General features: G+C 48.7%; 22 protein-coding genes. 5 read left to right on the top strand and 17 right to left on the bottom strand.

Features of this window, described 5'->3' with window-relative positions; genetic code table 11:
• Positions 1–153: 153 nt before the first annotated feature.
• From FD07_RS04720 to allW, 11 genes are all read right to left on the bottom strand, one after another.
• Entirely contained in the window at positions 154–1,113 is a 960-nt protein-coding gene (locus FD07_RS04720) for a 2-hydroxyacid dehydrogenase family protein (RefSeq protein WP_020090397.1), read from the bottom strand.
• Positions 1,114–1,188: 75 nt separating this feature from the next.
• Positions 1,189–1,947, bottom strand: a complete 759-nt coding sequence (locus FD07_RS04715) for an NADP-dependent (R)-specific alcohol dehydrogenase (RefSeq protein ID WP_020090396.1) — start codon at positions 1,945–1,947, stop codon at positions 1,189–1,191.
• Positions 1,948–2,213: 266 nt separating this feature from the next.
• Positions 2,214–3,155 (bottom strand): carbamate kinase, encoded by a 942-nt coding sequence (arcC, locus tag FD07_RS04710; protein WP_020090395.1) that lies wholly within the window; start codon positions 3,153–3,155, stop codon positions 2,214–2,216.
• 24 nt (positions 3,156–3,179) lie between these two features.
• A complete protein-coding gene (locus tag FD07_RS04705; protein ID WP_020090394.1) occupies positions 3,180–4,034 on the bottom strand; it encodes an oxamate carbamoyltransferase subunit AllH family protein in 855 nt (284 codons plus the stop codon).
• The gene (locus FD07_RS04700) at positions 4,035–5,297 is read right to left on the bottom strand and encodes a YlbE family protein (RefSeq protein ID WP_020090393.1); all 1,263 of its coding nucleotides are present in this window, start codon (positions 5,295–5,297) and stop codon (positions 4,035–4,037) included. It abuts the gene before it with no gap.
• A gap of 3 nt (positions 5,298–5,300) precedes the next feature.
• Positions 5,301–7,067, bottom strand: coding sequence for an acyl-CoA synthetase FdrA (fdrA, locus tag FD07_RS04695; protein WP_020090392.1), 1,767 nt, complete (start codon positions 7,065–7,067; stop codon positions 5,301–5,303).
• Between the two features lie 27 nt (positions 7,068–7,094).
• Positions 7,095–8,162: an ureidoglycolate dehydrogenase gene (gene allD / locus FD07_RS04690; RefSeq protein ID WP_020090391.1), complete on the bottom strand. Its 1,068-nt coding sequence runs from the start codon at positions 8,160–8,162 to the stop codon at positions 7,095–7,097.
• A gap of 41 nt (positions 8,163–8,203) precedes the next feature.
• Positions 8,204–8,989 carry a (S)-ureidoglycine aminohydrolase gene (gene allE / locus FD07_RS04685; RefSeq protein WP_020090390.1) on the bottom strand — a complete coding sequence of 262 codons (786 nt, stop codon included), beginning with the start codon at positions 8,987–8,989 and terminating at the stop codon, positions 8,204–8,206.
• 52 nt (positions 8,990–9,041) lie between these two features.
• Positions 9,042–10,265 (bottom strand): allantoate deiminase, encoded by a 1,224-nt coding sequence (gene allC / locus FD07_RS04680; RefSeq protein WP_020090389.1) that lies wholly within the window; start codon positions 10,263–10,265, stop codon positions 9,042–9,044.
• A gap of 696 nt (positions 10,266–10,961) precedes the next feature.
• Entirely contained in the window at positions 10,962–12,350 is a 1,389-nt protein-coding gene (allB, locus tag FD07_RS04675) for an allantoinase AllB (protein WP_020089328.1), read from the bottom strand.
• Between the two features lie 2 nt (positions 12,351–12,352).
• A complete protein-coding gene (gene allW, locus FD07_RS04670) occupies positions 12,353–13,858 on the bottom strand; it encodes an allantoin permease (protein ID WP_020089329.1) in 1,506 nt (501 codons plus the stop codon).
• A gap of 300 nt (positions 13,859–14,158) precedes the next feature.
• On the opposite strand from allW, the gene FD07_RS04665 reads away from it, so the two are divergent.
• Together FD07_RS04665 and FD07_RS04660 are read left to right on the top strand one after the other, a co-directional pair.
• A complete protein-coding gene (locus FD07_RS04665) occupies positions 14,159–15,004 on the top strand; it encodes an alpha/beta hydrolase (protein WP_020089330.1) in 846 nt (281 codons plus the stop codon).
• Positions 15,005–15,143: 139 nt separating this feature from the next.
• Positions 15,144–15,488: an iron chaperone gene (locus tag FD07_RS04660; protein WP_020089331.1), complete on the top strand. Its 345-nt coding sequence runs from the start codon at positions 15,144–15,146 to the stop codon at positions 15,486–15,488.
• Positions 15,489–15,540: 52 nt separating this feature from the next.
• Here FD07_RS04660 and FD07_RS04655 read toward each other — a convergent pair whose 3' ends face one another.
• Positions 15,541–16,191, bottom strand: a complete 651-nt coding sequence (locus FD07_RS04655; protein WP_020089332.1) for an MIP/aquaporin family protein — start codon at positions 16,189–16,191, stop codon at positions 15,541–15,543.
• A 128-nt stretch (positions 16,192–16,319) separates the two neighbouring features.
• A complete protein-coding gene (pcp, locus tag FD07_RS04650) occupies positions 16,320–16,925 on the bottom strand; it encodes a pyroglutamyl-peptidase I (protein WP_020089333.1) in 606 nt (201 codons plus the stop codon).
• 278 nt (positions 16,926–17,203) lie between these two features.
• Between pcp and FD07_RS04645 the strand changes: the two genes are divergently transcribed.
• The 3 genes from FD07_RS04645 to FD07_RS04635 all read left to right on the top strand — a co-directional run bounded on the left by FD07_RS04645 (position 17,204) and on the right by FD07_RS04635 (position 20,606).
• Complete coding sequence (locus FD07_RS04645; protein ID WP_020089334.1) at positions 17,204–18,280, top strand: PucR family transcriptional regulator; 1,077 nt, start codon at positions 17,204–17,206, stop codon at positions 18,278–18,280.
• Between the two features lie 21 nt (positions 18,281–18,301).
• Entirely contained in the window at positions 18,302–18,616 is a 315-nt protein-coding gene (locus FD07_RS04640) for a winged helix-turn-helix transcriptional regulator (protein WP_020089335.1), read from the top strand.
• A gap of 235 nt (positions 18,617–18,851) precedes the next feature.
• A complete protein-coding gene (locus tag FD07_RS04635) occupies positions 18,852–20,606 on the top strand; it encodes a phosphatase PAP2 family protein (RefSeq protein ID WP_020089336.1) in 1,755 nt (584 codons plus the stop codon).
• Positions 20,607–20,784: 178 nt separating this feature from the next.
• On the opposite strand, the gene FD07_RS04630 is transcribed toward FD07_RS04635, so the two are convergent.
• The 4 genes from FD07_RS04630 to FD07_RS04615 all read right to left on the bottom strand — a co-directional run bounded on the left by FD07_RS04630 (position 20,785) and on the right by FD07_RS04615 (position 24,384).
• Positions 20,785–21,261, bottom strand: a complete 477-nt coding sequence (locus FD07_RS04630) for a DUF2975 domain-containing protein (RefSeq protein WP_020089337.1) — start codon at positions 21,259–21,261, stop codon at positions 20,785–20,787.
• Positions 21,262–21,488: 227 nt separating this feature from the next.
• Positions 21,489–23,255: an ABC transporter ATP-binding protein gene (locus FD07_RS04625; protein WP_020089338.1), complete on the bottom strand. Its 1,767-nt coding sequence runs from the start codon at positions 23,253–23,255 to the stop codon at positions 21,489–21,491.
• A gap of 28 nt (positions 23,256–23,283) precedes the next feature.
• The gene (locus FD07_RS04620) at positions 23,284–23,817 is read right to left on the bottom strand and encodes a MarR family winged helix-turn-helix transcriptional regulator (RefSeq protein ID WP_020089339.1); all 534 of its coding nucleotides are present in this window, start codon (positions 23,815–23,817) and stop codon (positions 23,284–23,286) included.
• Between the two features lie 207 nt (positions 23,818–24,024).
• Positions 24,025–24,384, bottom strand: coding sequence for a VOC family protein (locus FD07_RS04615; RefSeq protein WP_020089340.1), 360 nt, complete (start codon positions 24,382–24,384; stop codon positions 24,025–24,027).
• Positions 24,385–24,504: the final 120 nt, after the last annotated feature.

Below are 24,504 nucleotides of genomic sequence, written 5' to 3'. Positions count from 1 at the left end.
AACAACAGATATTTTAGAACCATTACTTCTTGGCCGCAAGCGGAATTCACACAGCCGCAACTAACCAAGCTTGATCAAGCACAAAAAACGGAAGCACCCATGTCTGAGTCGCTTCCGCCAAAACTATTCTCTAATCATAATATGAAGGTGGTGTTAATTAACGATATGCAGTGGTTCTTGTCCTTGATCGATCCGAACGGTGTTCTTAGCAACGATAGCGGCCATCGCGTCCCGCGCTTCAACGGTAGCGTTCCCTACGTGAGGGGTCAGAATGACGTTATCCAGTGCTTTGAAGCCATCATCGACATTCGGTTCTGCTTCATAAACATCCAGCGCTGCGCCGGCCAATTCGCCAGCCTTCAGTGCCTCCAGCAGAGCCGCCTCGTCAATAACGGGTCCCCGTGCGGCATTAATCAGGTAAGCAGATGATTTCATTTGTTTGAATTCAGGTGCCCCAATCATATGATGTGTGGCGTCGTTTAATGGGCAGTGCAGGCTCAGCACATCACTCGTTTGAATCAACTCTTTCAAGCTGACGAATTTCGCATCAAACTGTGCTTCCACCTTCGGATCAAGCCGGGTCCGTTGTGAGTAGATGATATTCATATCGAACGCCCTCATCCGCTTCGCAACGGCTTGTCCAATCTGACCCATACCGACAATCCCCAGTGTCTTACCAGAGAGTTCATGACCTAAGAAGAAGAGTGGTGACCAGCCATCGAAGCCCTTGGTCCGCATCAGCTTATCGCCTTCAACCATCCGGTGCGCTAACGTAATCATCAGCCCCGTCGTCACTTCGGCGGTTGAAACAGTCGAGACTTCTGGCGTATTGGTTACGGGAATTCCTTTTTGCCGTGCATAAGCAGCGTCAATATTGTTAAAGCCCGCCCCATAATTGGCAATGATCTTCAAACCAGGATCGGCATTGATGACGTCCTTGTCGACCTGCGTCGATAACGGCGTAATCAGATAGTCCTTACCCACGATTCGCTTAACCAATTCTTCTTTCGTGATTAATCCACTGCCCGTATAGACATCGATCTCCAGTCCAGCTTCCTTCAAAATAGCCAAAGCAGACTTTGGAATTGCTGCAGTTACTAAAACACTAGCCATGAATGTCACTCCTTCTGCAAGATTTGGGTTTACAACTCTATTGTATACGTTTTCACGTAGCGATGCACTGCCGGTTTATTGGGCAGTGTAACCCCCGTCGACCACGAATTCTGAGCCGGTTGCAAATTTGGCTTCGTCTGAGGCCAAGTAAACACAGATCCAAGCAATATCGTTGGGTTCACCGATGTGGCCCATTGGTGTCTTGGTCCGCGCTGACATAGCTTCTTCAGCACCCGGCAGGTCATCAACCAATGGGGTCTTGATGTAGCCAGGATGAACGGTGTTAACTCGAACGTCGTAGTCCTTCAAGGCGCAGTCAACGGCGGCGGACTTAGTCATGATCCGTACAGCACCCTTTGAAGCGTTGTAAGCACCCAAGTTAGGGTCACCCACGAAGCCTTCGATTGAAGACATGTTGATGATTGATGCTCCGAGATGCTTGTTCTTCATCCGTTGAATCCCAAGACGTGTCCCATAGAAGACACCGTCCAGATTAACAGCCAATTGTTGCTTCCATTCTTTGGTCGTGGTATTTTCAATGCTCTTGTTCACGGCCATACCGGCATTGTTCACAATCGTCGTTACCGGACCAAAGGCCTTTTCGGTAGCGTCAAATAAGTCCAGCCAGCCTTGTTCATCGGTTGCGTCGTGTTGGAAAAATTGAATAACGTCTGACCCGCCAATACTCTTCGCAGCCTTTTCACCAACATCGGCATGCCGCCCAGTGATCATAACCTTGCCGCCCTCTTCAACGAACTTGTCGGCAACAGCCAATCCAATCCCTAACGTACCACCCGTAACAATCGCAACTTTTCCATCTAAACGATGACTCATAGCGTTCTACCTCCAGAATTTTTGATGTGGTTGTAACAAACTTCACAATAGAGTGACGGTGATAGCCGAATTAGTCCGGCGTTACCGCCCTTCCAATCCGACTCACCGATTTCTGTTAACTTTGATGGGCTAATCCCATCAACTGATCCTGACTTTGAGAAGCTTGGCCATGGCGCTAACCATTGACCCGGCAGTGACACTTCTCAAATCCGAACCTTAACTCGTTTTACCCGACAATCAATCTTCCAAGCTAAGTAATGCCGTGGTTAAGTATAACTAATCCGCGTCCCCGCCTTACCCTGTAAGGCCAGGTCAGCCTCATATAAGGAACAGATGATGGCCGTCCGCCCGGTCTTGGCGAACGCAATTGCTGCTTCAATCTTAGGACCCATGCTCCCAGCGGCAAATTGACCGTCGTCGAGATACTTCTGGGTTTCCTTCACGCAAACCGCTTCCAACTTTTTCTGGTTTGGCTTGCCATAATTGATGTAAACGTTGCTGACATCGGTCAGAATCATGAAGATGTCGGCATTCACTTGCTCCGCCAACTTCCGACCAGTCCGATCCTTGTCAATAACGGCTTCCAGCCCTTGGAGTAGACCGTCCTCGTCTTGATAGACCGGGATACCGCCACCCCCACCAGCAATGACAATGATGTTCTGTTCCAATAAATGGTTAATGGAATCCACACCGTGAATCATCGCTGGCATTGGTGAAGGAACCACGCGTCGGTAACCCCGACCCGCGTCTTCCTTCATGATCCATCCCTTACTAGCCTGCAGCTGCTTGGCTTCGTCTTCATCATAGAAGACACCAATCGGTTTGCTAGGATCTTTAAAGGCTGGGTCATCACGGTCAACTTCGACCTCGGTCAGCAAGGTTGCAACGTTGGCCGACGACTGATTCTGCCGCAACGTATTCTTCAGACTTTGTTCTAACATGTAACCAATGAATCCTTGCGATTCACCATTACAGGCATCCAATGGGAGTGCTGGCACGGTATGCTTGGCCAGCTCGTTTTGTTGGAGAATATTCCCAACCTGGGGACCGTTACCATGGGTCAACACAATTTCATAATCCATGGCCTCAATCTTGGCGATCTGCTCAGCACTCTTCTGAACGTTAGTCATCTGAACTTCAAATGTTGGATCTTGTTTCGGTTGGAGAATGGCGTTGCCGCCGACCGCAATCACAACTCGTTTAGCCATTGGGATTCCCCCCTTTCTTCCGTATCAATATTTCAAATCAAGGTCGAGATTGACCTGCTTGTACACTAACGCTGACACGATTCCGGCCAGGCAATCAATGCCTGACGTGTTGCCATATTCGATAGCTTCTGCCAAGAGATTGTCTAAATTCTCCAGCGGTTCGTTACCCTTGAGGTACCGGACGATGCCCAGCAATGCGCTACTGAACCGGCGCCGCAGGGCGTAGTACAGATAACTCCGACCAACATCAGTCGTATAACTGGCATCTTCTATTCGCGAAGCGACCGCCGCTCTGAGTTCCTGATGGTTGCCACTCAGCCAATCAATGAGGATCCAGCCTAACAAAAAGTCATCGCCCGATGGGGTGAGCCCCCTGCCTCTGCCAATGAAGAAGTCGACTCCCCATTGGACGGTGACGGCATTTGTTAGCCAAGATGTCTCTTTTTGATACGGCGAAGTTTCCGCCCTCAGAAAATCCTGAAACGGTTGATCGAATCCAGTTTGCCGGTCAATGTTACGACAGTTATTCAGTAAGTAGCCTAACCGATCTGAACGAATCCCCTCAGTTAAAAGGTCGGCACGAAACGTATCAACGATTCTGAGACGCCAGAAGTCCTGGTAAGTCTCGATATAGAATGAATCGCCGCGAAATGCAACTTTGCGAGTATCTCTGATCTGACTCAATAAATCGGTAAAGTCGCGTGGCGGAAGATAGAGTCCACCTGGTAAGAGTTTTGAGCGGTCGCCGGTCAGAATCACCAATGGCGTATGCTGCTTGTCCGTTAAATTAAAGGTATGTTCAAAAACACTGTGAACGTACCAGTCTCTATCTTCTAGAGTCAGAAGTACGTGGTCGCCCAGAACTTCTACTTCACGCATTTATTCCTCGAAACCTAACTTCTTAGCGTAAGCCAGGACAGCTTTCTCGAAGGCTTCCATCGGTGGATTAACGGTCCCTGCTCCGATTTGTCCTAACCCAGCTTTCTTGTTGGCAATCCCCGTGTTAATGACTGGGAGAATACCCGTTTCAACAACCTTCCGTGCATCAATCCCGATTGAGATTCCCCGGAAGTCCCAAGTTGGGATGGGGAAGTTCGGGTTGGATGCCGTCGTGATTTCAGTCATGTCTTCACTGGTGTGCAAGGCATCGAAGAAACCACCCGTTCCAACGAATCGGGTAACGGCAGGTGCGGCGATCATGGCGAACCCACCAACCCCAAACGTTTCAGTGATGGCACTGTCACCCATGTCGGGAGAGGCATCATCTTCGGAGAAACCGGAGAAGTACAGCCCATGTGGCGTATTAACTGGTCCAGTGAACCATTCGTCACCCATCCCAGCAATCCGAATCCCAAATTCGTAACCGTTCCGGCACATTGCCGTAACAATCGTTCCTTCTTGAATCTGGCGGGCACCGTCCATGACGGACTTAGCAGAAGCCATCATAATGTTCAGGAAGAATTGATCAGTGTCAGCTAAGAATTGGATAACATCTTCCTTGTCTTTCTGGTCGATGTCCAAAGCGACGATACTTGGTGACATTTCCTTTAAGAAGGCCAATGAAGCGGCGATATTCCGTTGGTGGAATTCATCCCCCATGGCAATGGCCTTCGCAATTAAAGCGCTTACATTCAACGGTTCACGCGTTTGCAAGGCCTTGCTCAACACTGGGCCTAACACGTCGCGCATCCAGCGCAACCGGTCAATAACTTCTGGCCCGTTAGCACCAAACCGTAAGACGGCACCGATACCTTCGTTCATCGTGCAGTAAGCACGATTGCCATCAGTCCGGTTTTCAACGACCACGACTGGCATGTGAGCTGAGGTAATTCCGCCCATTGGACCAACCGCATCGACATGGTGGCAAGGAATGAGTGTGACTTCGCCGCTTTCCATGAGTTTGCGCGCGTCATCTTCATTGTCTGCCCACCCTTCGAACATAGCGGCACCAATGCAGGCACCTTGGACGGGGTCGATCATTTTGTCATAAGTAATTGGCGGACCGGCGTGGAGCAGAACCTTGCCGTGCTTGAATTCATCGATAACATCGATTGCGGGAACAACATCCAATAGGAATGGTGAACCGGCAATAATTTTTGAGACAACTGCCTGATTGGCTTCGTCTATGCTTTTATAAACCATTCATTACACCCCTACTTTCAAATCGACTTTATTGAGGAATAGCAGCGCCTTTTGCAGCTCGACATTCCCACCGGCGATTGGCTTCCAGTCAAACTGGACAGCACTCCCGCCACTTTCATTGATTGCTTCCGCAAAGCTTTCCAGCCCGATGTTCAAGAAGCGCGTAGCCGTCAGCATTTCCTTCAGCTTGTCAGAAACAGCTGGCATCTTCACGTTCGACGGCGCCTCTGGCAGAATTGGTAATGGCGTTTCTTCAACTGGATGACCCACAATGGCCAAGGCCGTCTTAACAGCTTGGGCGTTGTTTTCACAGATGATCACACCTGCTTCAGCTAAGGTCCGCTGTTGTTGACTGTAGTCCTGTGGATCCATGTCAGTCCCAACGATGGTAGCAATCACAGGTAACTCCCGACCTTCAGCCTTAGCATCTGCCTTGACCTTGATGATCGTATCTTTCAAATCACCCGCCATGTCATCCGTCGTCCCGTAACCGAGCACGATGTCTAACAGGATTGCAGCAGTTTCTGGGTCTTGCCCCGCTGAAACCATCATTTCCTTCCGCTTCGTCGCATCGATCATTGGGTGTGGCCGACCTTGCGTAAAGACGTCATCCCCGAGGTCTAAGACTTCGTAACCGTCCTTCTTCAAGATTGAGCCATCGACCCCATTTTCGGCGTGAAGGCCTAACGTATTGTTCATTAAGGTTGCGGCTTCGTACGCTAACGTTCCACCGGAGTAGTAACCCTTAATGTACTTCTGTTGTGGTTGTAATTTCACGTCCGGCACCTTAACGGCAACGTCTTCGTTCCCAGTAGGTTCCTGACCGTGAAGCAAGCCAACCGCAATCTTCGCCGTTTCTTCCAACGTGTAAGCTCTGTAGAGACCCTTTTCGTGGGCTTCTGGCTTTTCACCTAAGAAGATGGCAACGACTGGCTTCTTGGCTGCCCGCAACAGGTCAACTGCATCGTCACGGACTTCCTTTGCAGGCGGCTTCGAGATGGCAACGATCACCTTAACATCTGGATCTTGATCCAGTAAGGCAATGCTGTCCTTGAAGGTAATCCCTTGAACCTGGGCCTTCAAGTCACGACCACCAGTCCCGATGGCGTTGGTGACCCCTTCACCCATCTTATGGATGATGGCCGTCACTTCTTGAATCCCAGTTCCAGAGGCTCCAACGATCCCGATGCTGCCCTTGCGCACCCGGTTAGCGAAGGCTAATGGTAACCCATTCGCAATCCCAGTCCCACAGTCGGGGCCCATCAGCAGCAGGCCTTTTTCGTGAGCCATCTGCTTCAGACGAGCTTCGTCTTCAATCGTCACGTTGTCACTAAAGCAGAAAACATTTTTGCCAGCATCCAAAGCCTTTTCAACTTCACCTGCGGCGTAAACCCCGGGTACGGAGATCAGTGCAACTGGCGCGTCCTTGGCAACTTCTAAGGCCTTGTCCCAGGTCTTCACCCGTTCCTCGCCACTGTTCTCATCGTCGCTCCCGTTGGATTGTTCATCCAGGTAAACCTTGGCCTTCTTGACCACGTCGTCGATTAAATCTTCGTTATCAACATCGAGGACAACCACCATATCGTTAGGGGTTGCGGCCTCCAGTTCATCGGTAGCCAAGCCACCGGTCTTAAAGATATCTTTGTTAGCAGGGGTTCCCATCATGACTTGTACGTTGTTGACGCCATCCAGCGTTTCCAGATAGTTGGTCAACAGCATGAGCACGATGGAGTCCTGATAACTATTCTTTTCAATCACTGTGTGCAGCATATAGTTATCAACTCTCTTTCGTTTAGTTTATTCGGCGAAGGCACCTTGCCCATTGTACTTATCAAAGTGAACCGTATCGCTCTTCAAGTAATCGTAAATTTCAGTGGCGACTTCGATACCATCTTTCATCGCTTTCTTCCGACGAATCTGGCTCCGTTCACCTGGCAGGTAAACTTGATCGAAGCCTTTAGCTGGCTTCATTTCGTGTAATTCTTCAGTCATTTGTTGGACTTGTTTAGCAAAGGCATCTGGATCCGTGAACTTCTTTGGATCGATCAAGATGTAGAATTGCCCCAAGTTCCGCTTTTCAGTCAGGTCGGCGTACATTGAGGAGACGTGCTTCCCAAATGGCAAGCCGAGTAAGGAACCGGCTACCACGTCGACTAACATCATCAAGCCGTAACCCTTAGGTCCAGCAATTGGGAGCAAGCCACGAACGTCGTGTGGATTCGTGGTTGGGTCTCCGTTACCGTCAACCGCCCAGGTATCTGGAATTGACCGGTTCTTTGACCGTGCATCCAGAACTTTCCCCCAAGCTTGAACCGTGGTGGCCATATCGAACACCAGAGGGTCACCGCTTGAACGTGGTGCAGAGAAAGCGATTGGGTTGGTTCCAAAGTAGTTACCACTCCCACCGTAAGGCACGACCATTGGGTCAGATTGGCACATGGCGATGGCCACTAACCCTTCTTCAGCAGCGCGCTTCACGTAGTAGGAAAGCATCCCACTGTGACCGGTCTTTTCCACACCAACAACGGCAGTCCCAGTTTCCTTGGCCATACCGATTGCGTAAGTCAGTGCTTCATTGCAGACGTATTGACCCATCCCGTTGTCACAGTGAACGACCCCGGTAGAAGTCCCCGTCTTTTCAAACTGGATGTTAGGTGCGAGGTTAACCCCACCCTTAGCGATCCGTTCGGCGTAGTAGGCTACCCGTACTGTCCCATGGGAGTGAATCCCACAGGCGTCGGCATATGTTAGGTGGCGTGCCGTCTCTTCGGCAGGAACCTTTGGTAACCCGGCGGCGATAAATTTGTTCATCATTAAATCTTGTAACTCTTGCGGATCAACGAGCGTAATTTCTGAATCTGACATATGCTGTCCCTCCAAGTCTAGTGTGGGTGTGTCGTCGTGTGTTAGATTTCTGGATCGCGGTTAGCATCCTTAGAGTATACGTAAGCTAGTGGTTCGCCACGGCCAACGGCGTAAGCAGCTTGTGGTGAGTAAGAACCCATGTAGAGGTAGTCACCCTTTTCAACTGGGTACCAACCATTGTCCAGGTTGTACATCCCAGAACCACTGATTAAGTATGCCCCGTGTTCTTGGTAGTGTGTTTCGATATAAGCGTGGCTAGCACCTGGTTCGAAAGCCAAGATATGCATGTTCATGTCGAAGCCCAAGTCATCGGTTGGTAAGAAGTCCCACAGATGAACATCGGTCATACCTTCGTAGTCTTGTGGTGCCCGGTCGTGCGTGTTCCCAACGATCTTGTATGCCTTATGGCCAGCGATTGGTTGGTAACGCTTCTTGTACAGGAAGACTTCAGTTGGTTCGTCTTGAGCGTTTTCCATGGTCATAATGACACTTTCTGGGAAGTAAGCGTAGCCACCGTCGGTCAGGATATTTTCTTCCTTACCATCGGAAACCTTCAACTTACCGGAAACAACGTAAGCCACCGTTTCGATGCCTTCGCCACCAAATCCGGTGTGCTTACCACCCTTTTGGAAGCTGGCAATGTAATCAACGAAGTGGGCGCCTAAACGTGGGGTCCCCATGATGGAAACGTCAACATTTTCAAAACCAGGTACATTGTTTTTAACCAAGCCATCGTTTGGAATCAACGCAAAGTTGCCTGCCTTAACGACGGAACGTGAACCTAATAATTGCTTTTGGTAACCGGTACGATTGTTTTTGTAACTCATGATCAAGTCTCCCTTTTTATTGACTAGTTTTGTGTGGTTTTAGCTAAGTAAGTTATTTGTAAGCCAATTGGTAAAGTGTGTCTGCCATCAACTTCACACCTTCGACCAGGTCTTCAAACTTGGTGTTTTCGGCTGGGTTATGGCTGACCCCATTAATACTTGGCACGAAGATCATCGCCGTTGGATAAACTGGCGCAATGATTTGAGAATCGTGCCCGGCACCACTATGCATCACGCGGTACTTGTATTTTCCAGCCTTGGCTTGGCTTTCGATGGTATCAACGATCTTTTGACTCATTGGCACTGGTTTTTCATCCATCCAGAGGTCGATGTTGATGTCTAAGCCCATTTCCTTGGCAACGTCGCGCATCATGTTTTCAATCTCAGTGGTGAATTTAACTAAGTAATCGGCATCGGTGTGACGGCAATCCATCGTGAAGAGGACTTCCCCAGGAACCACGTTAACCGTGTTAGGCTTTGGAACAACTTTCCCAAACGTTAAGACCAGTGGATCGCCAATCTCGTGAGCCTTGTCCAAAGCGATGTTTACGATCTTAGCCATCCCGTAGACGGCATCGTGACGGTAACTCAGTGGCGTCGTCCCGGCATGATTGGCTTCACCCTTCAAGGTAATGTCGTAACGCCGTTGGCCGGCAATGCTGTTCACAACCCCGATTTGTTCGTGTTCTCTTTCGAGGATGCTCCCTTGTTCAATATGTTCTTCAACGAAGGCCTTGATGTCATCACGCCGCGTTTGCTTGGCACTAAAGTCAAAGCCTTGGCGGTGCATTTCATCAGCGAACTTCTTCCCGTTAGCATCGGCAACGTCCTTGACTTCATCGTTGTTTGCAATCCCGACAAAGTTCTTGCTGCCCCAGAATACTGTTGGGAACCGGCTACCTTCCTCTTCAGCCATGGAGATAACTTCCAGTGACCGCTTTGGTGCGCCGTACTTTTCTTGCAGGAACTGGACGGCAGTCAGTGAAGCAACGACCCCGAATTGGCCATCGAGTGTCCCACCGTTAACCACCGTGTCAATATGTGAACCCGTCATGATGGTTTCTTCTGGCGTCTCGGAACCTTCGATCCGCCCAAACAAGTTACCAACATCATCGAACTTGGTTGCCATCCCGGTTGATTCCATCTGTGCTTTAACGTACTTCTGGGCTTCCAACCATGAATCGGAGTAAAGCAACCGTGTCATCCCACCTGTTGGATCGCTACCGATTGATGACAATTTCTTAAGTCGTTCATCAACAACTTTTTCGAGTTCCATAATTTGAACCTCCTTCATATTATGTTACAAGCTTATTGTATGCGCTTTCATTACTATCATCATTAGTCACTTTGGCCAAATTCAATCGTGAAATTGTTGCATTCCTACTAGATTTAGCCAAAAGCACCAATTGTTGGGGCCGAGATTTTACTAACTTGGTGGCAGAATTGATCTGCGAATTTGTCGTGACTGCTTTACGGTGGGGGATGTTGCTCGAAGCTGTCGCTACTACACGTACGCTTAAAGCCCTGATACGCTGGGATTCAACGACCCTCTTAGGTTTAAACTACGCGACGTCGCTTCCTATTAGGATTGCGGCTTGAACCCTCGACAACCACGCGTTTTCTAATTTTCATGTATTGGCTAAATCAATTGGCGTTTTCTTTGGGACTGTCATAGATTTTCACATTTTGTTAGTGGGAGATTGTGCGGATTAGACATTGGTTTGGTTTGGTTTGGTTTGGTTTGGTTTGGTTTGGTCCTCACTTCCCTTTTACATTGCCGAAACGTGTTCCAACAAGCAGCCAGCTGCGCTTAACCCCATTAGGCAAAAAATCCAGACCCGGGGATTTTCCACCTAATGACGTTAATGCTCAGAGTCTAACCGCCTTGTTCCGCACTCTTTACACAAAAAACAATCCCCTCCAATATCTCTACCGAAGATGGATTGTTCTTCATTGTTATTTGGACGTTAAACTAAACTGTTTCAGCAACTTGTTTTGACGCCTTTTCGATGAACTTGCCTGGGAAGCTTGACGTTACGCCGGCTTCCTTGCTGTAGATCGTTTGGCCACGTAAGATGGTTTGCATAACTTGCGCACCGATTTCACGGCCAATGTATGGGCTGATTTGGTTCCGGTATTCCAAGTCTTCCGCCTTCAAAGTGTATGGGGCGTTTGGCTTGATCAGAACGAAGTCGGCATCCTTACCAACACTGATCCGACCCTTGTCATCCAAGTTGTAACGATCGGCAGGGTTCGAAGCAGTAATCTTGGCGAATTGCGTCAATGACATACCGCGCTTTTGAACGGCTTCATCGTACATAACGTCAACATCGTTTTGAACACCTGGGATACCGCCCCATGCATCGAATGCATTGTCAGTATCCTTCAAATCAGGGGTACATGGTGAGTGGTCGGACGTTACGAAGCTAATCGCACCTGATTCAACCCGCTTCCACAAAGCATCTTGTTGGGCTTGTTCCCGGATTGGTGGTGAACACTTAACGATGGCACCAATTGCATCCAACTCATCCTTGGCAAAGTACAGGTAGTGAACACAGGTTTCACAGGTAACGTCGACACCTTCAGCGCGACCTTGGATAACTGCGTCAACCCCTTCTTGGCAGGCAACGTGGCAGATGTGAATCCGGCAGCCCGTTTGCTTAGCCATAAAGATGGCCTTCTTGATGGCCATAACTTCAGTAAAGGCTGGACGGGTGTCGACGTAGTCTGCCAACGTGGTCTTACCTTCCGCCTTAGCAATTTCACCCAAGCGGTCGGTAATCGCTGCGTCTTCGGCATGAATAGCTAAGACTTTCCCCGTCTTGGCAATCTGCTTCATACCTTCGTAGAGGGAGTAGTCATCAACGTTTTCAAAGTCACCGTCGATTGACCGGTCTCCACAGGTTGCTAAGAAACACTTGTAACCTGCGACGCCGCCTTCATCTAATTCTTGAATGCCGCCCTTTAAGTTTGAGGGTACTAACCCACCAAATGAGCCAACATCCACTTTTAATTCATCTTTGTGTGAGTACTTTTCTTCAAGGGTCTTGCCATCAACCGTAGCGGGCACTTGGTTCAAAGGCATTTCCATAAAGGATGTAACCCCACCTTTAGCACAAGAAGCCGTTCCAGTAACATAGCCTTCCCATTGATCCCGGTAGCCACCACCCATTGGGGTAATATGTACATGGGCATCAACCATCCCAGGACTAACAACTAAGCCTTTGGCGTCAACAATCTTACTACCGTCCAGATTTTCTCCAATGGCGGTAATCTTGCCATTATCGACTACCACATCAGTGTGAACCGCGCCACCCTCAAGGATGACCAATCCATTTTTAATAACTAATTCATGACTCATGTTTATTCCTCCTTTATATCTTGGTTTAAACTTTGGTTAACTGTTGCCGGTTCTTTTTTCGACACCATTTTCTTTAACCCTAGGTAAATCAGGAACGCAGAGATAAATCCAACAAACCATGATAAATCAGAAATCACTTTGACGGCTGGAATAAATTGACCACTAAGTGACAATACGAGAGCTAAGATTGTCGCGATGTAGGCCTCTTTATTGATGCCATGATAACGAATCTCTTTATTCCCGGTATTCAGATCCATATACAGGGTATCCAGATTTTCATGCCGGTAGTGAATGAAGAAGTAGTTAGCAATCATGACCCCAGCAACTGGTCCCAGGACAGCACCGATTCCATTTAAGAAAATGAAGATACTGTCTGAGTTTTCCATCAACTTCCACGGCATAATCAGGAAACTAATGATACTAGCAATGATTACACCACTCTTGTAGTTCAACTTCTTAGGGAATAAAGCTGTCAATTGGTAACCGGCTGGAATAATGTTCCCGGTCGCATTCGTTGAAATCGTGGTCAGTAGGAAGACGGCCATTGAAATCAAGATTGCGGGCAGGCTATCCCACCGTTCGATAATGTTCAAAACGTTCCATTCCTGGATGTTGTAATGAATCGAGCCCCCGATCAGGATCACCACACTGGTGAAGGCAAAGATCAGGTAACCAACTGATAAGCCTAACGTCTGGCCAATCGCCTGGGCCTTCGTGGACTTGGCATTTTGCGTAAAGTCCGCGATACTGGTCCCGGGTGCTGCCCAAACGGCAATTACAGAGTTGAAGATAATAAAGTAAACCAGAAGTGGGTTGGCATGGGAGGTTGCGGTAATGTGGTAGGACAGAATCGGTCCTAACCCGCCAGCACCCCAGATTGCCCAGATTGCCATCCCGCCAAATACGACATAAATCAGTGGGCTTAAAATTGCGGTAAATTTATTTAAAATACTCCCGCCACCAAATCCAACCAGGACGTTTAAGACCCAGAAGATCGTGAATGAGATTAAGCCCGGGATACTGATTCCTAGAATTTTGGTCGAGCCCCCAATTTCGAGGAAGCCTGGCCAAATCTTACCGATCATAATCAGTAAAGCTAGAGAACCCGTATACGTCTGTAACCCAAACCAGGCAATTGCCGCGACACAGCCACGCAAGAATCCTGGTAGCTTAGCACCGAGGTTGCCGTAGGCCGAACGAAGGTGCATTGCAAAGGGAATTCCATACTTGGATCCGACGATACCGTTGATGGCCATGAATGCGGAGACGAAGAATGCACTCAGGAATATGGCGATCATGACGTTAAGCGGTGATAAGCCTAAGAACAGGAAGCCACCGACGGCCGCGTAATTAGGAATGTTATGGATGGACCCCATCCACAAGGTAAAGAAGTTACCAATTCCCATGTTCCGCTTATCGCCGGTCTTAGGAAGTAAATCATCGTTGTAGCCGCGCTCTTTGAACGTTGCAATTTGCTGCTCAGTTACTTCATACTCGTTCGTTTTCACCTTCAAAACCCCTTAGAATGTAATCTTTAACCACCTTCGTTGCAGAATAGTCTCGATAAACGGCCGCGCCCTAAAGTCCTCAGAAGATGATGTTCGCGCGAACGGGCAAGGATTCCGATCAGTCGCAGGCTTGGTGGCCTGCCAGTTAGGAGCTAACTATTTATCACTGCCCATTGTAAGCGGTTTCTTTCTTGGGAGCATTGTCCAAAATGACTAGAAAAACATTTTCATTTGTCACCTTAACGGCTGAAAATTTGGTAAAATGAAACCGATTACAATATTAGAAGGAGTGTGGCGGTTTTGAAGACAACCCAAGTACAATTAAATACCTACCAAGACATTTCGCTGATGGCAACCAGTTACGCCCCCGACACGACGCCAACGGCCACCATTCTCTATCTTCACGGTGGCGGACTAGAGTTTGGCCAACGGGACGATCTTCCCACGGCCTACCTCAAAAAATTTACGGCCGCGGGTATTCAGCTATTTACATTTGACTACCTCCTCGCACCAGAGGTTAAAATTGACACGATTTTACCCGTCCTACGCGAATCCATTCGGGTCATGTTGGACAAAACACCTCACGCCACCCGTGTCATCCTGATGGGACGTTCAGCCGGCTCCTACCTCGCCTACCTCCTGTTACGGGACGGCTTCGCGGCAGACGGTTTCGTTGACCTGTATGGTTACTCCGGCTTGGATTACCCCGAATTCCGGATGCCCGCTGAATTTTACGACAGCTTTCCAAAAGTCCTGCCAATGAATGCACAAGCACTGATTCAGCGGCAGCCCTTAGTCGCTGGCGAAATGAAGGATCGTTATCCGCTATACGTTTCCGGCCGACAATTTGGCACCTGGCTCAGCCAATTTCTACCAAGCATGCGTGACGTGGCAGCCTACTCACTGGCGCCAGACGAGCTAGGTCGCCTGCCGCGGACGCTTATGATCCACAGCACCAACGACCCCGACGTCCCCTTTGCCACCTCAGAATACGCGGTGAAGTACCTGCCGGAGGCAACCCTGTTACCCATCGACCATCATGAGCACGACTTTGACCGCGAAGCGACTCCCGAGAGTTTGGCCATTTACGACCAAATCGTTGCCTTTATTACAGCCATCCCGGTTGGTGTCCGCGCATCAGCCTGAAATGATTTCTAACAGCACGTTTGCTCTAGGTCATACGTGCTGTTAAAGATTCACGAGTAAATCGTTTTACCAAACGGAAACTACCCCATCTATGGTACTATCAAGACAAGGTGTTTATCACCAAATAGGAGGCGCTTTCATGACCGTCATTACCGATTATATCGAAGAGGCAGATGTTAAGCAACAGCCCCAGTTAACCGCCATGTACCAGATTCTCAAGAAGTTACTACCCGAAGCCACTGAAAAGATGAGTTACGGGATGCCCGCCTTTCACCAAGACAAGGACATCGTTTACTTTGCGGCGATGAAGAATCACTTGGGATTCTATCCCACGAGCACCCCGATCATTCAGTTTGAAGATGACTTGGAAGGCCGCTACAAATACTCCAAGGGTGCTATTCAATTCGATTACAACAAGCCATTACCCGAAGACTTAATTACGAAAATAGTTCAGTTTAAGCTAGACGAGATTCAGCATAGATAAACAAAATGGTCGATTCCTCTATGGAGTCGGCCATTTTTCATTTGCGTTTAACCTAGTCTTCACTGCCCATCATCCGGCCGACAAACGCTGCCAGGATGGCCCCAACCTCTGGGGCAACAATGTACAACCATAGGTGAGACAACGCACTACCACCAGCGAACACTGCGGGCCCAAACGACCGTGCTGGGTTCAACGACCCACCAGTCAGGTTCAACGCCACAATGATCAAGAAGGCTAACGTCACCCCAATCGTAAGCCCCGCAAAGTCGCCGTTACCGTGACGGTCGCTCGTCACATTTAAGATGACCAGCAGGAACAGGAAGGTCACGAGTGCTTCAACTAGGAAAGCCAACCCCGTTGAAATCTTGGGAAAGTCCGTCTGACCCAATTGATTCGTTGCCAAGCCCAGACCGCCGACAAATAATTTCATAATAGCTGATGCTGCGGTGGCACCTAAGACTTGCGCAACGATATACCAGATGGCATCGCGCCCAGAGATTCGCCGGTTGATCAGCATTGCCGTGGTAACGGCTGGATTAAAATGCCCGCCGGAAATGCCGCCAAAGGCGTAGGCTGACACCGTAATGGCTAGACCAAACGCCAGCCCAATCGTTAACGTGCTTCCGGCTGCCACGGTCACGGCACCGGTCCCTAAGAACACCAACATAAAGGTGCCCAAAAACTCTGCAGTATATTTCTGCATGTTAATTCCTCCAATCCAATTCTCTGTCGAACTAACATTATTATAATATAAATATTTCGGGAACGCTCCCAATACGCAAATTACTTAACGCATCCGCTAGTTAACACGTGCTTTGTCAATGTTCATACCTATTCCGCAACAATTGCCGCAATAGCTGCTGTGATACCACGGACATCATCCACCAGCGATAGGGATGGCATATTCGGCTTATCTGTGACCTGACTGGGCAAAAACGGAATGTGCATGAACCCCGCCCGTAACGCAGGGAACTCGGTCGCCCGCAGGTATTGGACTTGATACATTAGATGATTGCAGACGTAAGTTCCCGCCGTCGTCGAGACCTGACCCGGTAACCCGGCTGTCTGAATGGCCCTAACCATCGCCTTAATTGGCAGTTGTGTGAAATAGGCGGCAGCTCCCGCCGGTTGAATTGGTTGATCCACGGGCTGTTGACCAGCGTTATCTGGAATCCGACCATCATTCAGATTAATGGCAACCAACTCTGGTGTGAGCGCCGCCCGTCTGCCTGCCTGGCCAATGCTCAGGACGACATTCGGCTGTTCCGCGAGAATAGCCGCCCGAACGACCTCGGCACAGCGGTTGAACTCCGTGGGAACCTCCAGTTTAACAATGTCAGCTCCGGCAATCTTATCTGGCAACTGCTTGACCGCTTCGATGGCTGGGTTGGTTGTCTCACCGCCAAATGGGTCAAAACCCGTGACTAATATTTTCATTTAGGTGACCTCCCGAATAGTTTATTTTCAATTATACTGCTCTTGCCATCAAAACGACGACTCATCAGAAATTGGTTTACCTCTCGCTTGGTTGACAGACCGAATCGACAAGAAAAATTCGTTTACAGCTATCTTCTATAGACAATCTGCCCACTAACTGCTATGATACTTTCATCGTTTAACAGCTGTATCATCAGCATAAATAGACCTACATAGTAGATATTGCCCATTAATCAATCAAATAAATGTGCATATTGCACACCGAAAGGACCTGCCAGATGAATACGGAGGATTTTCTTCTAAAATCAATTCAATGTTCAACCCTCGACGAGCTAACGGATCTAGTTGCAGCCTATCTCGACCAACCGCTTATCTTGACCGATCAATCTGGTCGCATCATCAGCAACAGTCACACCACACTCATCCAGATTCCCTCAGATTGGCTGACTCCTGCCGCTAACGTCTCCCTGTATCGCCACGGCCAGCTGGAATTCATTCGTAACATCATTAATCCCCTGGCATTGAACACGTGGTACCTCTTCACGTCACACACCAAGCGTCACCCAGTCGTCCACGATAAAGTCCAACTTGCCATCCGAGCCATTAACAGTTTCATCGACCGATACGCACTAAATCCCAACCAGAGCGAGGTCAACAGTCTCTTTAGCCAGTTGCTGACTCAACCAGCACAAACGGATACGACTCTCCTGCAACCACTACTTGGGGACAAGATGGTCTGTGTGACCGCCACACCTGAAGCGGGAGCTACTAACCAAACGGCCTTTATTCAGCAGCTTCGCGATCTTATCGCACCGATGCCGTTGGCCGAGGATCACCAACGCCTAACTTTTTTACTGAACGCGGATGACCTGTCCCAGCTACAACCGCAATTAAAACAGTTAGGGACTTTCTTTCACCACTACTTCTTTATCTCAGAAGCTTACGGTGATGTCAGCAAGACGGCCGAATTCCGAAATATTTGTGAACAAGCCGCCCAAATTGCGCAACGGCTGGGGACGCTGACGGTGGTCAACGCCACACAGAAATACAATATCTACGTGATTCTTTCTCAAGTGGACAACGCCTCCCTGCTAAAGAATACCATGTGCTCACAGCTCCTATTCCTAAAAAAATACGACCGACAACATCACGGCGAATTGTTTAAAACGCTCTTCGAATTTCTGGAAAACGACTGCAAAATCAGCGTGACAGCCGATCAGCTTCACCTGCACCGAAACAGCCTAACCAAGCGGTTGCAAAAAATCCAAGACCTAATCGAAATCAACTTTGATGACCCCGACAAAACCTTTGGCCTCCGGCTCAGCTACCGGCTGTTTAACTTTTTACAACTTTGACAATGAAAGGATCGGTTTCAAATGGCTCTAACCCAACTCAATCTAGGCAGCGAACTCGGCCTAGAAATTCTTCATCAGCGCTGGTACGCATTGATTTTGTATCAACTCGATCCAGTTCCCACGGATTTCATGGATTTGCGCGTCACGGTGCGCGGTATCTCAACTTTCAACCTCCTACTGCGGCTCAAGCACTTGCAAAAATGGGGGCTGATTGAAACGCTCCCCGAGGACGATTACAGCTACCGGTTAACCCAGACTGGTGAGATGTTTCACCAGATCTTGCGTGAATTGGAAGACTGGGGCAATGATACTTTAGAAAATAATTTATCTATTTAATTAAAATGACGGTCCGCTTTACTGGACCGCCGTTTTTTATTAGTTTGATTGTGAAAACGCGCCATTATAAGGATAATCATACTAAAATAGTGTCTACCCGAACACCATGTATCAATTTAGTATGGTTCCTGTATTGGTTTGCCTAAGCCTGCTGACAAAGAGATGACAATCAGGTATGCTGGCTTTGTAATAAAAAATGAAAACGCACCCTCAATTTTGAAAGGCAGGTATTTTCATGAAAACTAGACAACGGACTTGGACCAAACGGGCAGCAGCCGTACTCTCCCTGGTTGCCGTCACCCTTCCCATGGTGACCAACGTGACAACCGCCAGCGCTAAGGCAAAACAACCTAACGTGGCGGCTTTGTTGAAGCCCCATGAGGCGAACTATGGCTACTTGGTAGACGAGTATCACCAAAATTTAGATAACATGACCTACATGACGCCAAACAGCGACCCCGTAATTGGTGTCATCACAGGATTTACTAAGTATTGGGATAAAGGGAAAGTGATCGACAAGGACATGATTGATCTTAACCTCGCCAAGTCCGCTAAGGTTACCGAAGAACGCTCTTATAGTGAGATGGAACGGGCCTACTTCAGCGACCGCCGTGACCTGCGTTACAATTTAATTTCAGGATTGGGACCTTACGCACCAGCATTCATTAAAAACGCTAACGCCCAAACGAATTACCTGTCCATGCCTAGCACCCCACTACCTGCCAACTACAGTCCGAAGAATCCCAAATGGGCGACCCAAGATTCTCAATTAGGGGACCTGGTTAAACTCGTCGATGTGGCCGAAGGTTCTCCTTACTCTGGCATTAATTCACCTAAGCACTACGTAGCCATGCCACGGCCTTATCGCTTGAGTAAAGCCGTCAAACCTTTACCAGCTGTTGAGAATATCATGGCACACGCCAAGCCAGACTCCTTTGACTTGCCAAGTGGTCACACTACTGCCGCCTTTGATAGTGGTATCGCCTTTGCCTACGCTCTACCACAACGTTTTCAGCAATTAATTACCCGTTCCTCCGAAGTGGGTTATGACCGGATTATTGCTGGCCGTCACTCACCACTGGCCGTCATGGGTGGTCGGATGACTGGTACAGCCATCGCAGCGGCTGTTCTGAACGATCCTGCTAATCAAGAAACTGCCAAAGCTGGCTACGAAGCTGCTCAATCTAATGCGTTACTGGGTAGTAAGGACGCTACAGCCCAAGACGACTTTAAGAGTTACGAAAAGAACCGTCAAGACTACCGTTACCGCATGACTTACGGTTTCGATCAAACTGGAGACACCACTCAAACGATGCGTGTCCCTAAGGGTGCCGAAGTATTACTTAAAACCCGTCTTCCTTACTTAAACAACACTCAACGCCGAGCTGTCCTCTTCACCACCGGAATGCCTTCTGGTTACCCTGGAATGGACGATGCCGAAGGTTGGGGCCGTTTGGACCTCTTCTCTGCCGCTAACGGTTATGGTTCCTTCTTAAACAACGTCAAAGTTAACATGGACGCCAAGAAGGGGAACTTCAACGCCAAAGATACTTGGAAAAACCAAATTGGCGGTACTGGTAAGTTAACCAAGACCGGCACTGGTCAACTCACACTGAGTGGCGCCAACCGATACACTGGTGGTACTGAACTTAAGGGTGGAACGCTTCAAGTTGCTAACACCACTGCTTTGGGTAAGGGAACCGTTAAGCTGACTAAGGGGAACTTGAAGTTAGCTACGACTAAGGTCACCGTCCGCGGACAATTCCAACAAGCCAAAGCTGGTAAGTTGACGATGAGTCGCGCCGGTCATTTAACGATTAAGAAGACCGCCAAGTTCAACGGGACCTTGAAGGTTACCAAGGGGCAACTCAAAAAGGGTGCCAAACTGATCACCTACAAGAAACATACCGGTAAATTCAAACACGTTAATGGCTTACCTAAGGGTTGGCACATTGTTTACACCAAGCACGCTGTAAAACTCGCTAAATAAATTATCAATTCACAAAGGAACCGGACTGAATCAGCTAGGATTCAGTCCGGTTCCACTTATTTTCAATATTAACCAGCTAGTGCGTGCAACCTTAGCGTCTCAAGCCTTCCCAGCGCAACAGCACCACCATCGGTCACCTACGTCAATTGTTTCTTCTCAAGGATCGCACCTACCCAAATTACAACCAGACCATCAGCTCATTTTCTCGTTTCATCACGACAACGCTCAGCAGAAGTTGTTCCAGAATGTTAGCAAAAACGCCTACAACTAATGCAGCGGCTGTTAAGATCAAGGCAAAGAGCAACAGGCCAGGTGCATCCTCACCGTCCGCCCACAAATAGATCAACGGTAATACAGCTGTGAAAGTCAGCGTGACCCCATACGCACTCCATTTAATCCAGCCAAGTGCTTTCACTGATTCCGTGGAAAAAGCTGTTCCCCTCGCAATCCTACGTAACAAGTTAAAGGCTTCGAAAATTGCACACAAAATCAAACCGATGGCCACGTATAACCCCTGGCCAAGCGCGACGGCTAATTGATGAAGTTCTACACTTGAGACTCGCAGAATCACGGGTGCTACGATAACTGCTAAGGCCAGTACGGCAACGACCGCGAGCCCTAAAGCCCCTTTTAATACGACTATCTGCTTTCGCATAACGCCATCCCCTTTTAGAATCGATTATATTCACGTTTATTGATAAACGATATATTCGTAACTGAATCTCAATCAATTCTTAAGATGGCTAACGACACCAAAATAGCCGCTTTCCACAAATTGAAAGCGGCCATAATGAGACACTCGTTTTACCCTAATTTGACACAGAATTACCACCGACCAATCGATTCTGTGTCATCACTATCGGCAAAGTCGCAAGCTAGCACCTAGCCTTTGAATTGAATCTTAACGTAATCTCGATACAGCGGTAAGCTCGCCATCAGTTCATGATGCGTGCCCTGACCGCTGACATGGCCGTTTTCAATGAAGTAAATATTGTCGGCATCCACAATCGTACTCAAACGATGAGCGATGATTAACGTTGTCCGCCCCTTCATCAACTCCGTTAGAGCGCGTTGCACCATAGCTTCGGACTCAGAATCCAGACTAGCAGTGGCTTCATCTAACAAGAGAATCTTCGGATCACGTAGAAAGGCACGCGCAATCGCTAACCGTTGACGTTGACCACCACTGACCTTAACGCCCCGTTCACCCACTTGGGTGTCCAGGCCATCCGTCATCTTAGCTACGAAACCGTCCGCAGAAGCCAATTTCAGTACGTGCCACAACTCTGAATCCGTAAAGTTGCGGTCCGCACCATACGTCAGATTATGTCGAATCGTACCAGCCATGATAGCGGAATCCTGGCTGACGTAGCCGATCTGCGAACGCCAATCACTGAGATTGAAGTCACGCACATCCGATCCACCAATGGTCACTTGCCCATTCTGTGGTTGATAATAGCGCTCCAGTAAACCGAAGATTGTAGATTTCCCGCCACCAGATGGTCCCGCAAACGCAACGACTGTGTTGGGTTTGGCTTCGAAATTCACGTTGTGTAAGACTGGTTGTCCATCTTCGTAAGCGAAGTCAACGTGGGTCATGGCTAACGTGGCATCACTGACGGACTGTGTCGCTCCCTCACTAAGTGCTTCTTCCGGTTCACTTAGCAACTCGCGCACACGTTCAGTTGATCCATTAGCCTTGGACAAGTCGGTAAAGAACCGGGCTAACGTACCAGCCGGGCCAATGATTTGGAACAAATACATCATGAAGGAAAACATCGTCCCCATGCTCATTGTGCCAGCGGATACCCGTACAGCAGCGTAAGCCAGTACACCCACGAAGACCGCCAACATGGCCGCAGTCATCACAGGGCTAGCGATGGCATCGTAAATTGCCTCGCGCAAACCAATCCGGTAAAGGTCCTGAATCTGCTGGGTCCCCGTCTGTGTTTCATAATTCTCGGCGTTGGACGACTTGACCAAACGGATTTCGCTGAGCGTCTCGTCCGTCTCGCCACTAAAGGCGGCCATGGCATCCTGTCGTTGATGGCCAATCTTACCAGATTGGCGCATGATTGGCCACATAACAACCATCATCAGGGGGACGGCACTGAACATAATAGCTGTCATCCTCCAGTCCATCAGTAACATAATGACGAGTGCGCCCACAAGTTGAAAGAGTGACGTCACCATCTGGGGAAACGAATTTGCCAGTAGATTCTTGATCTGCATGGTATCGTTGACCAGCCGTGAGGTCATCTCGCCGGTCTTCACGTTGTCAAAGTAACTCACACGGAGCCGTACGAGTTTTTGCCAGAGGTTGCTCCGCAAACGGGCAACAACGTTCTCGCCAAAGAACCCCAGTAAGGCCCCGGAAACGGCGCTAACAGCGGCGCTCACCACAAATAAAATCACAACACCAATCAGTAATGGCTGGTTCAGCGCATGCCCCAAGCCATTGATCAACGACTGCGCCAACTTAGGAACTGCCAGTTGAGCACCCGTTGCAATTAGCCCTAGCGTTAGACCAATCCAGAGTTGCCAGTATTTCGGTTTGGTCTGCCGAATCAAATGTAAGAAGCCTTTAAAATCAAACTTGCCCGTTTGCCGTTGCTTGGCGGTCCGTGGCGCTACCATTCTACGTTCCATCTCTCTTTGCCTCCGGTATTGCTAAGATTTAAAATCTTGGGCGGCCCATACCACCCATGCCGCGGTGTGGCCAGTCCGTTGGTCGGTGCCCCATAAAGTCCCCCCAGTCAAGGTCAGCGACTTGGTGCGTCAACTTCGTCAATAAGTGTTCCAATTGCGCCTGCTCGTCTGGCGTCAATCCACCGAACAGTTCATCAGCAGTCGTGTCAACGTGCTCGTCGTATTGCGTAAAAAGTTCATTTCCCCGTTCGCTCAACTGAACGATGACTGCGCGCTTGTCGGTTGGACTGGGGATTCGCTCAACGAAGCCAGCGTCAACTAACCGACTAATGGTCGCACTCACGGAGCTGGGGCGAATATCGAGTAGTTCAGCAATTTCAGCGTTCGTGAGTCCATTAGGTGACTGCGCTAAAACTTTCAATAATTTTCCCTGGCCACGATTACCACTGTGCGGTCCACCATGGCCGCCCATCCCTGCCTGATGCCCCACTGCCATCAAAAAGGCCCGGTTCTGTAAAAGCTTTCCAAAACATTTTAATAAGTCACGACTCGAATCTGTCATGTTAATTTCCTCCTCGTTTTCTTGATGCTGATAATGTTAGCATTTTAGTTAGCTTTTGTAAACTAAAACTAACTAAAAGCTAATATATTTTCAAATTGATTCGGTACGCATCATCTCGTATACCGTTGATACCAACGTTTATCACAATAAAAATAATTTAAAATTGCAACAAAAAAACGATGCGTTCCTCGCATCGCTTGCTTAAATTTACGATTTAGCTTGGGCAATCACGAAGTAGTTACCTTCAGGATCTCTGAAATTGAAGGTCGCAGTTCCAGCATTCTCCACAATTTTACCCGCAGTTGCCAATCGGTCATGTAGCGCCTTAAAGTCCTTGCTATAGAACATTAAGGATGGTATGTTTCCTAAGACCTCTGGCGAATATCGACGAATAAACGACTTTGCAAAGAAGGACAACTCCACGTTGGGCGCAATATTCACCACAACATTATTAGAACTATCAGGCATGGCGTTAACCTCAATAACTTCCGCACCGAGTTCATCCTGCCAGAACTGCACAACCTGCTCCACATCATCGACATACAACATTGTCCGCATCTTCTGCATACCCTGTCACCTCGCTGATTTATTTGATCACGCCTATCCTACCATGAAAAGAATTTGCTGCCAATTCCAAATTTAGCTGGCTATTCTCTCAGATATCGCGTACACTAGGTAATGCAGGCC

It is taken from the genome of Levilactobacillus parabrevis ATCC 53295 (genome assembly GCF_001434055.1).
Classification (GTDB): Bacteria; Bacillota; Bacilli; order Lactobacillales; family Lactobacillaceae; genus Levilactobacillus; species Levilactobacillus parabrevis.
Note: the sequence above shows the minus strand (reverse complement) of the source record. Positions and strands in the feature narration are given on the sequence as shown.

Excerpts from the sequence above, each read along its gene's own strand:
- FD07_RS04720 (WP_020090397.1), bottom strand. The coding sequence starts at position 1,113 with ATGGCTAGTGTTTTAGTAACTGCAGCAATTCCAAAGTCTGCTTTGGCT.
- FD07_RS04715 (WP_020090396.1), bottom strand. The coding sequence starts at position 1,947 with ATGAGTCATCGTTTAGATGGAAAAGTTGCGATTGTTACGGGTGGTACG.
- arcC (WP_020090395.1), bottom strand. The coding sequence starts at position 3,155 with ATGGCTAAACGAGTTGTGATTGCGGTCGGCGGCAACGCCATTCTCCAA.
- FD07_RS04705 (WP_020090394.1), bottom strand. The coding sequence starts at position 4,034 with ATGCGTGAAGTAGAAGTTCTGGGCGACCACGTACTTCTGACTCTAGAA.
- FD07_RS04700 (WP_020090393.1), bottom strand. The coding sequence starts at position 5,297 with ATGGTTTATAAAAGCATAGACGAAGCCAATCAGGCAGTTGTCTCAAAA.
- fdrA (WP_020090392.1), bottom strand. The coding sequence starts at position 7,067 with ATGCTGCACACAGTGATTGAAAAGAATAGTTATCAGGACTCCATCGTG.
- allD (WP_020090391.1), bottom strand. The coding sequence starts at position 8,162 with ATGTCAGATTCAGAAATTACGCTCGTTGATCCGCAAGAGTTACAAGAT.
- allE (WP_020090390.1), bottom strand. The coding sequence starts at position 8,989 with ATGAGTTACAAAAACAATCGTACCGGTTACCAAAAGCAATTATTAGGT.
- allC (WP_020090389.1), bottom strand. The coding sequence starts at position 10,265 with ATGGAACTCGAAAAAGTTGTTGATGAACGACTTAAGAAATTGTCATCA.
- allB (WP_020089328.1), bottom strand. The coding sequence starts at position 12,350 with ATGAGTCATGAATTAGTTATTAAAAATGGATTGGTCATCCTTGAGGGT.
- FD07_RS04660 (WP_020089331.1), top strand. The coding sequence starts at position 15,144 with ATGACCGTCATTACCGATTATATCGAAGAGGCAGATGTTAAGCAACAG.
- FD07_RS04655 (WP_020089332.1), bottom strand. The coding sequence starts at position 16,191 with ATGCAGAAATATACTGCAGAGTTTTTGGGCACCTTTATGTTGGTGTTC.
- pcp (WP_020089333.1), bottom strand. The coding sequence starts at position 16,925 with ATGAAAATATTAGTCACGGGTTTTGACCCATTTGGCGGTGAGACAACC.
- FD07_RS04645 (WP_020089334.1), top strand. The coding sequence starts at position 17,204 with ATGAATACGGAGGATTTTCTTCTAAAATCAATTCAATGTTCAACCCTC.
- FD07_RS04640 (WP_020089335.1), top strand. The coding sequence starts at position 18,302 with ATGGCTCTAACCCAACTCAATCTAGGCAGCGAACTCGGCCTAGAAATT.
- FD07_RS04635 (WP_020089336.1), top strand. The coding sequence starts at position 18,852 with ATGAAAACTAGACAACGGACTTGGACCAAACGGGCAGCAGCCGTACTC.
- FD07_RS04630 (WP_020089337.1), bottom strand. The coding sequence starts at position 21,261 with ATGCGAAAGCAGATAGTCGTATTAAAAGGGGCTTTAGGGCTCGCGGTC.
- FD07_RS04625 (WP_020089338.1), bottom strand. The coding sequence starts at position 23,255 with ATGGAACGTAGAATGGTAGCGCCACGGACCGCCAAGCAACGGCAAACG.
- FD07_RS04620 (WP_020089339.1), bottom strand. The coding sequence starts at position 23,817 with ATGACAGATTCGAGTCGTGACTTATTAAAATGTTTTGGAAAGCTTTTA.
- FD07_RS04615 (WP_020089340.1), bottom strand. The coding sequence starts at position 24,384 with ATGCAGAAGATGCGGACAATGTTGTATGTCGATGATGTGGAGCAGGTT.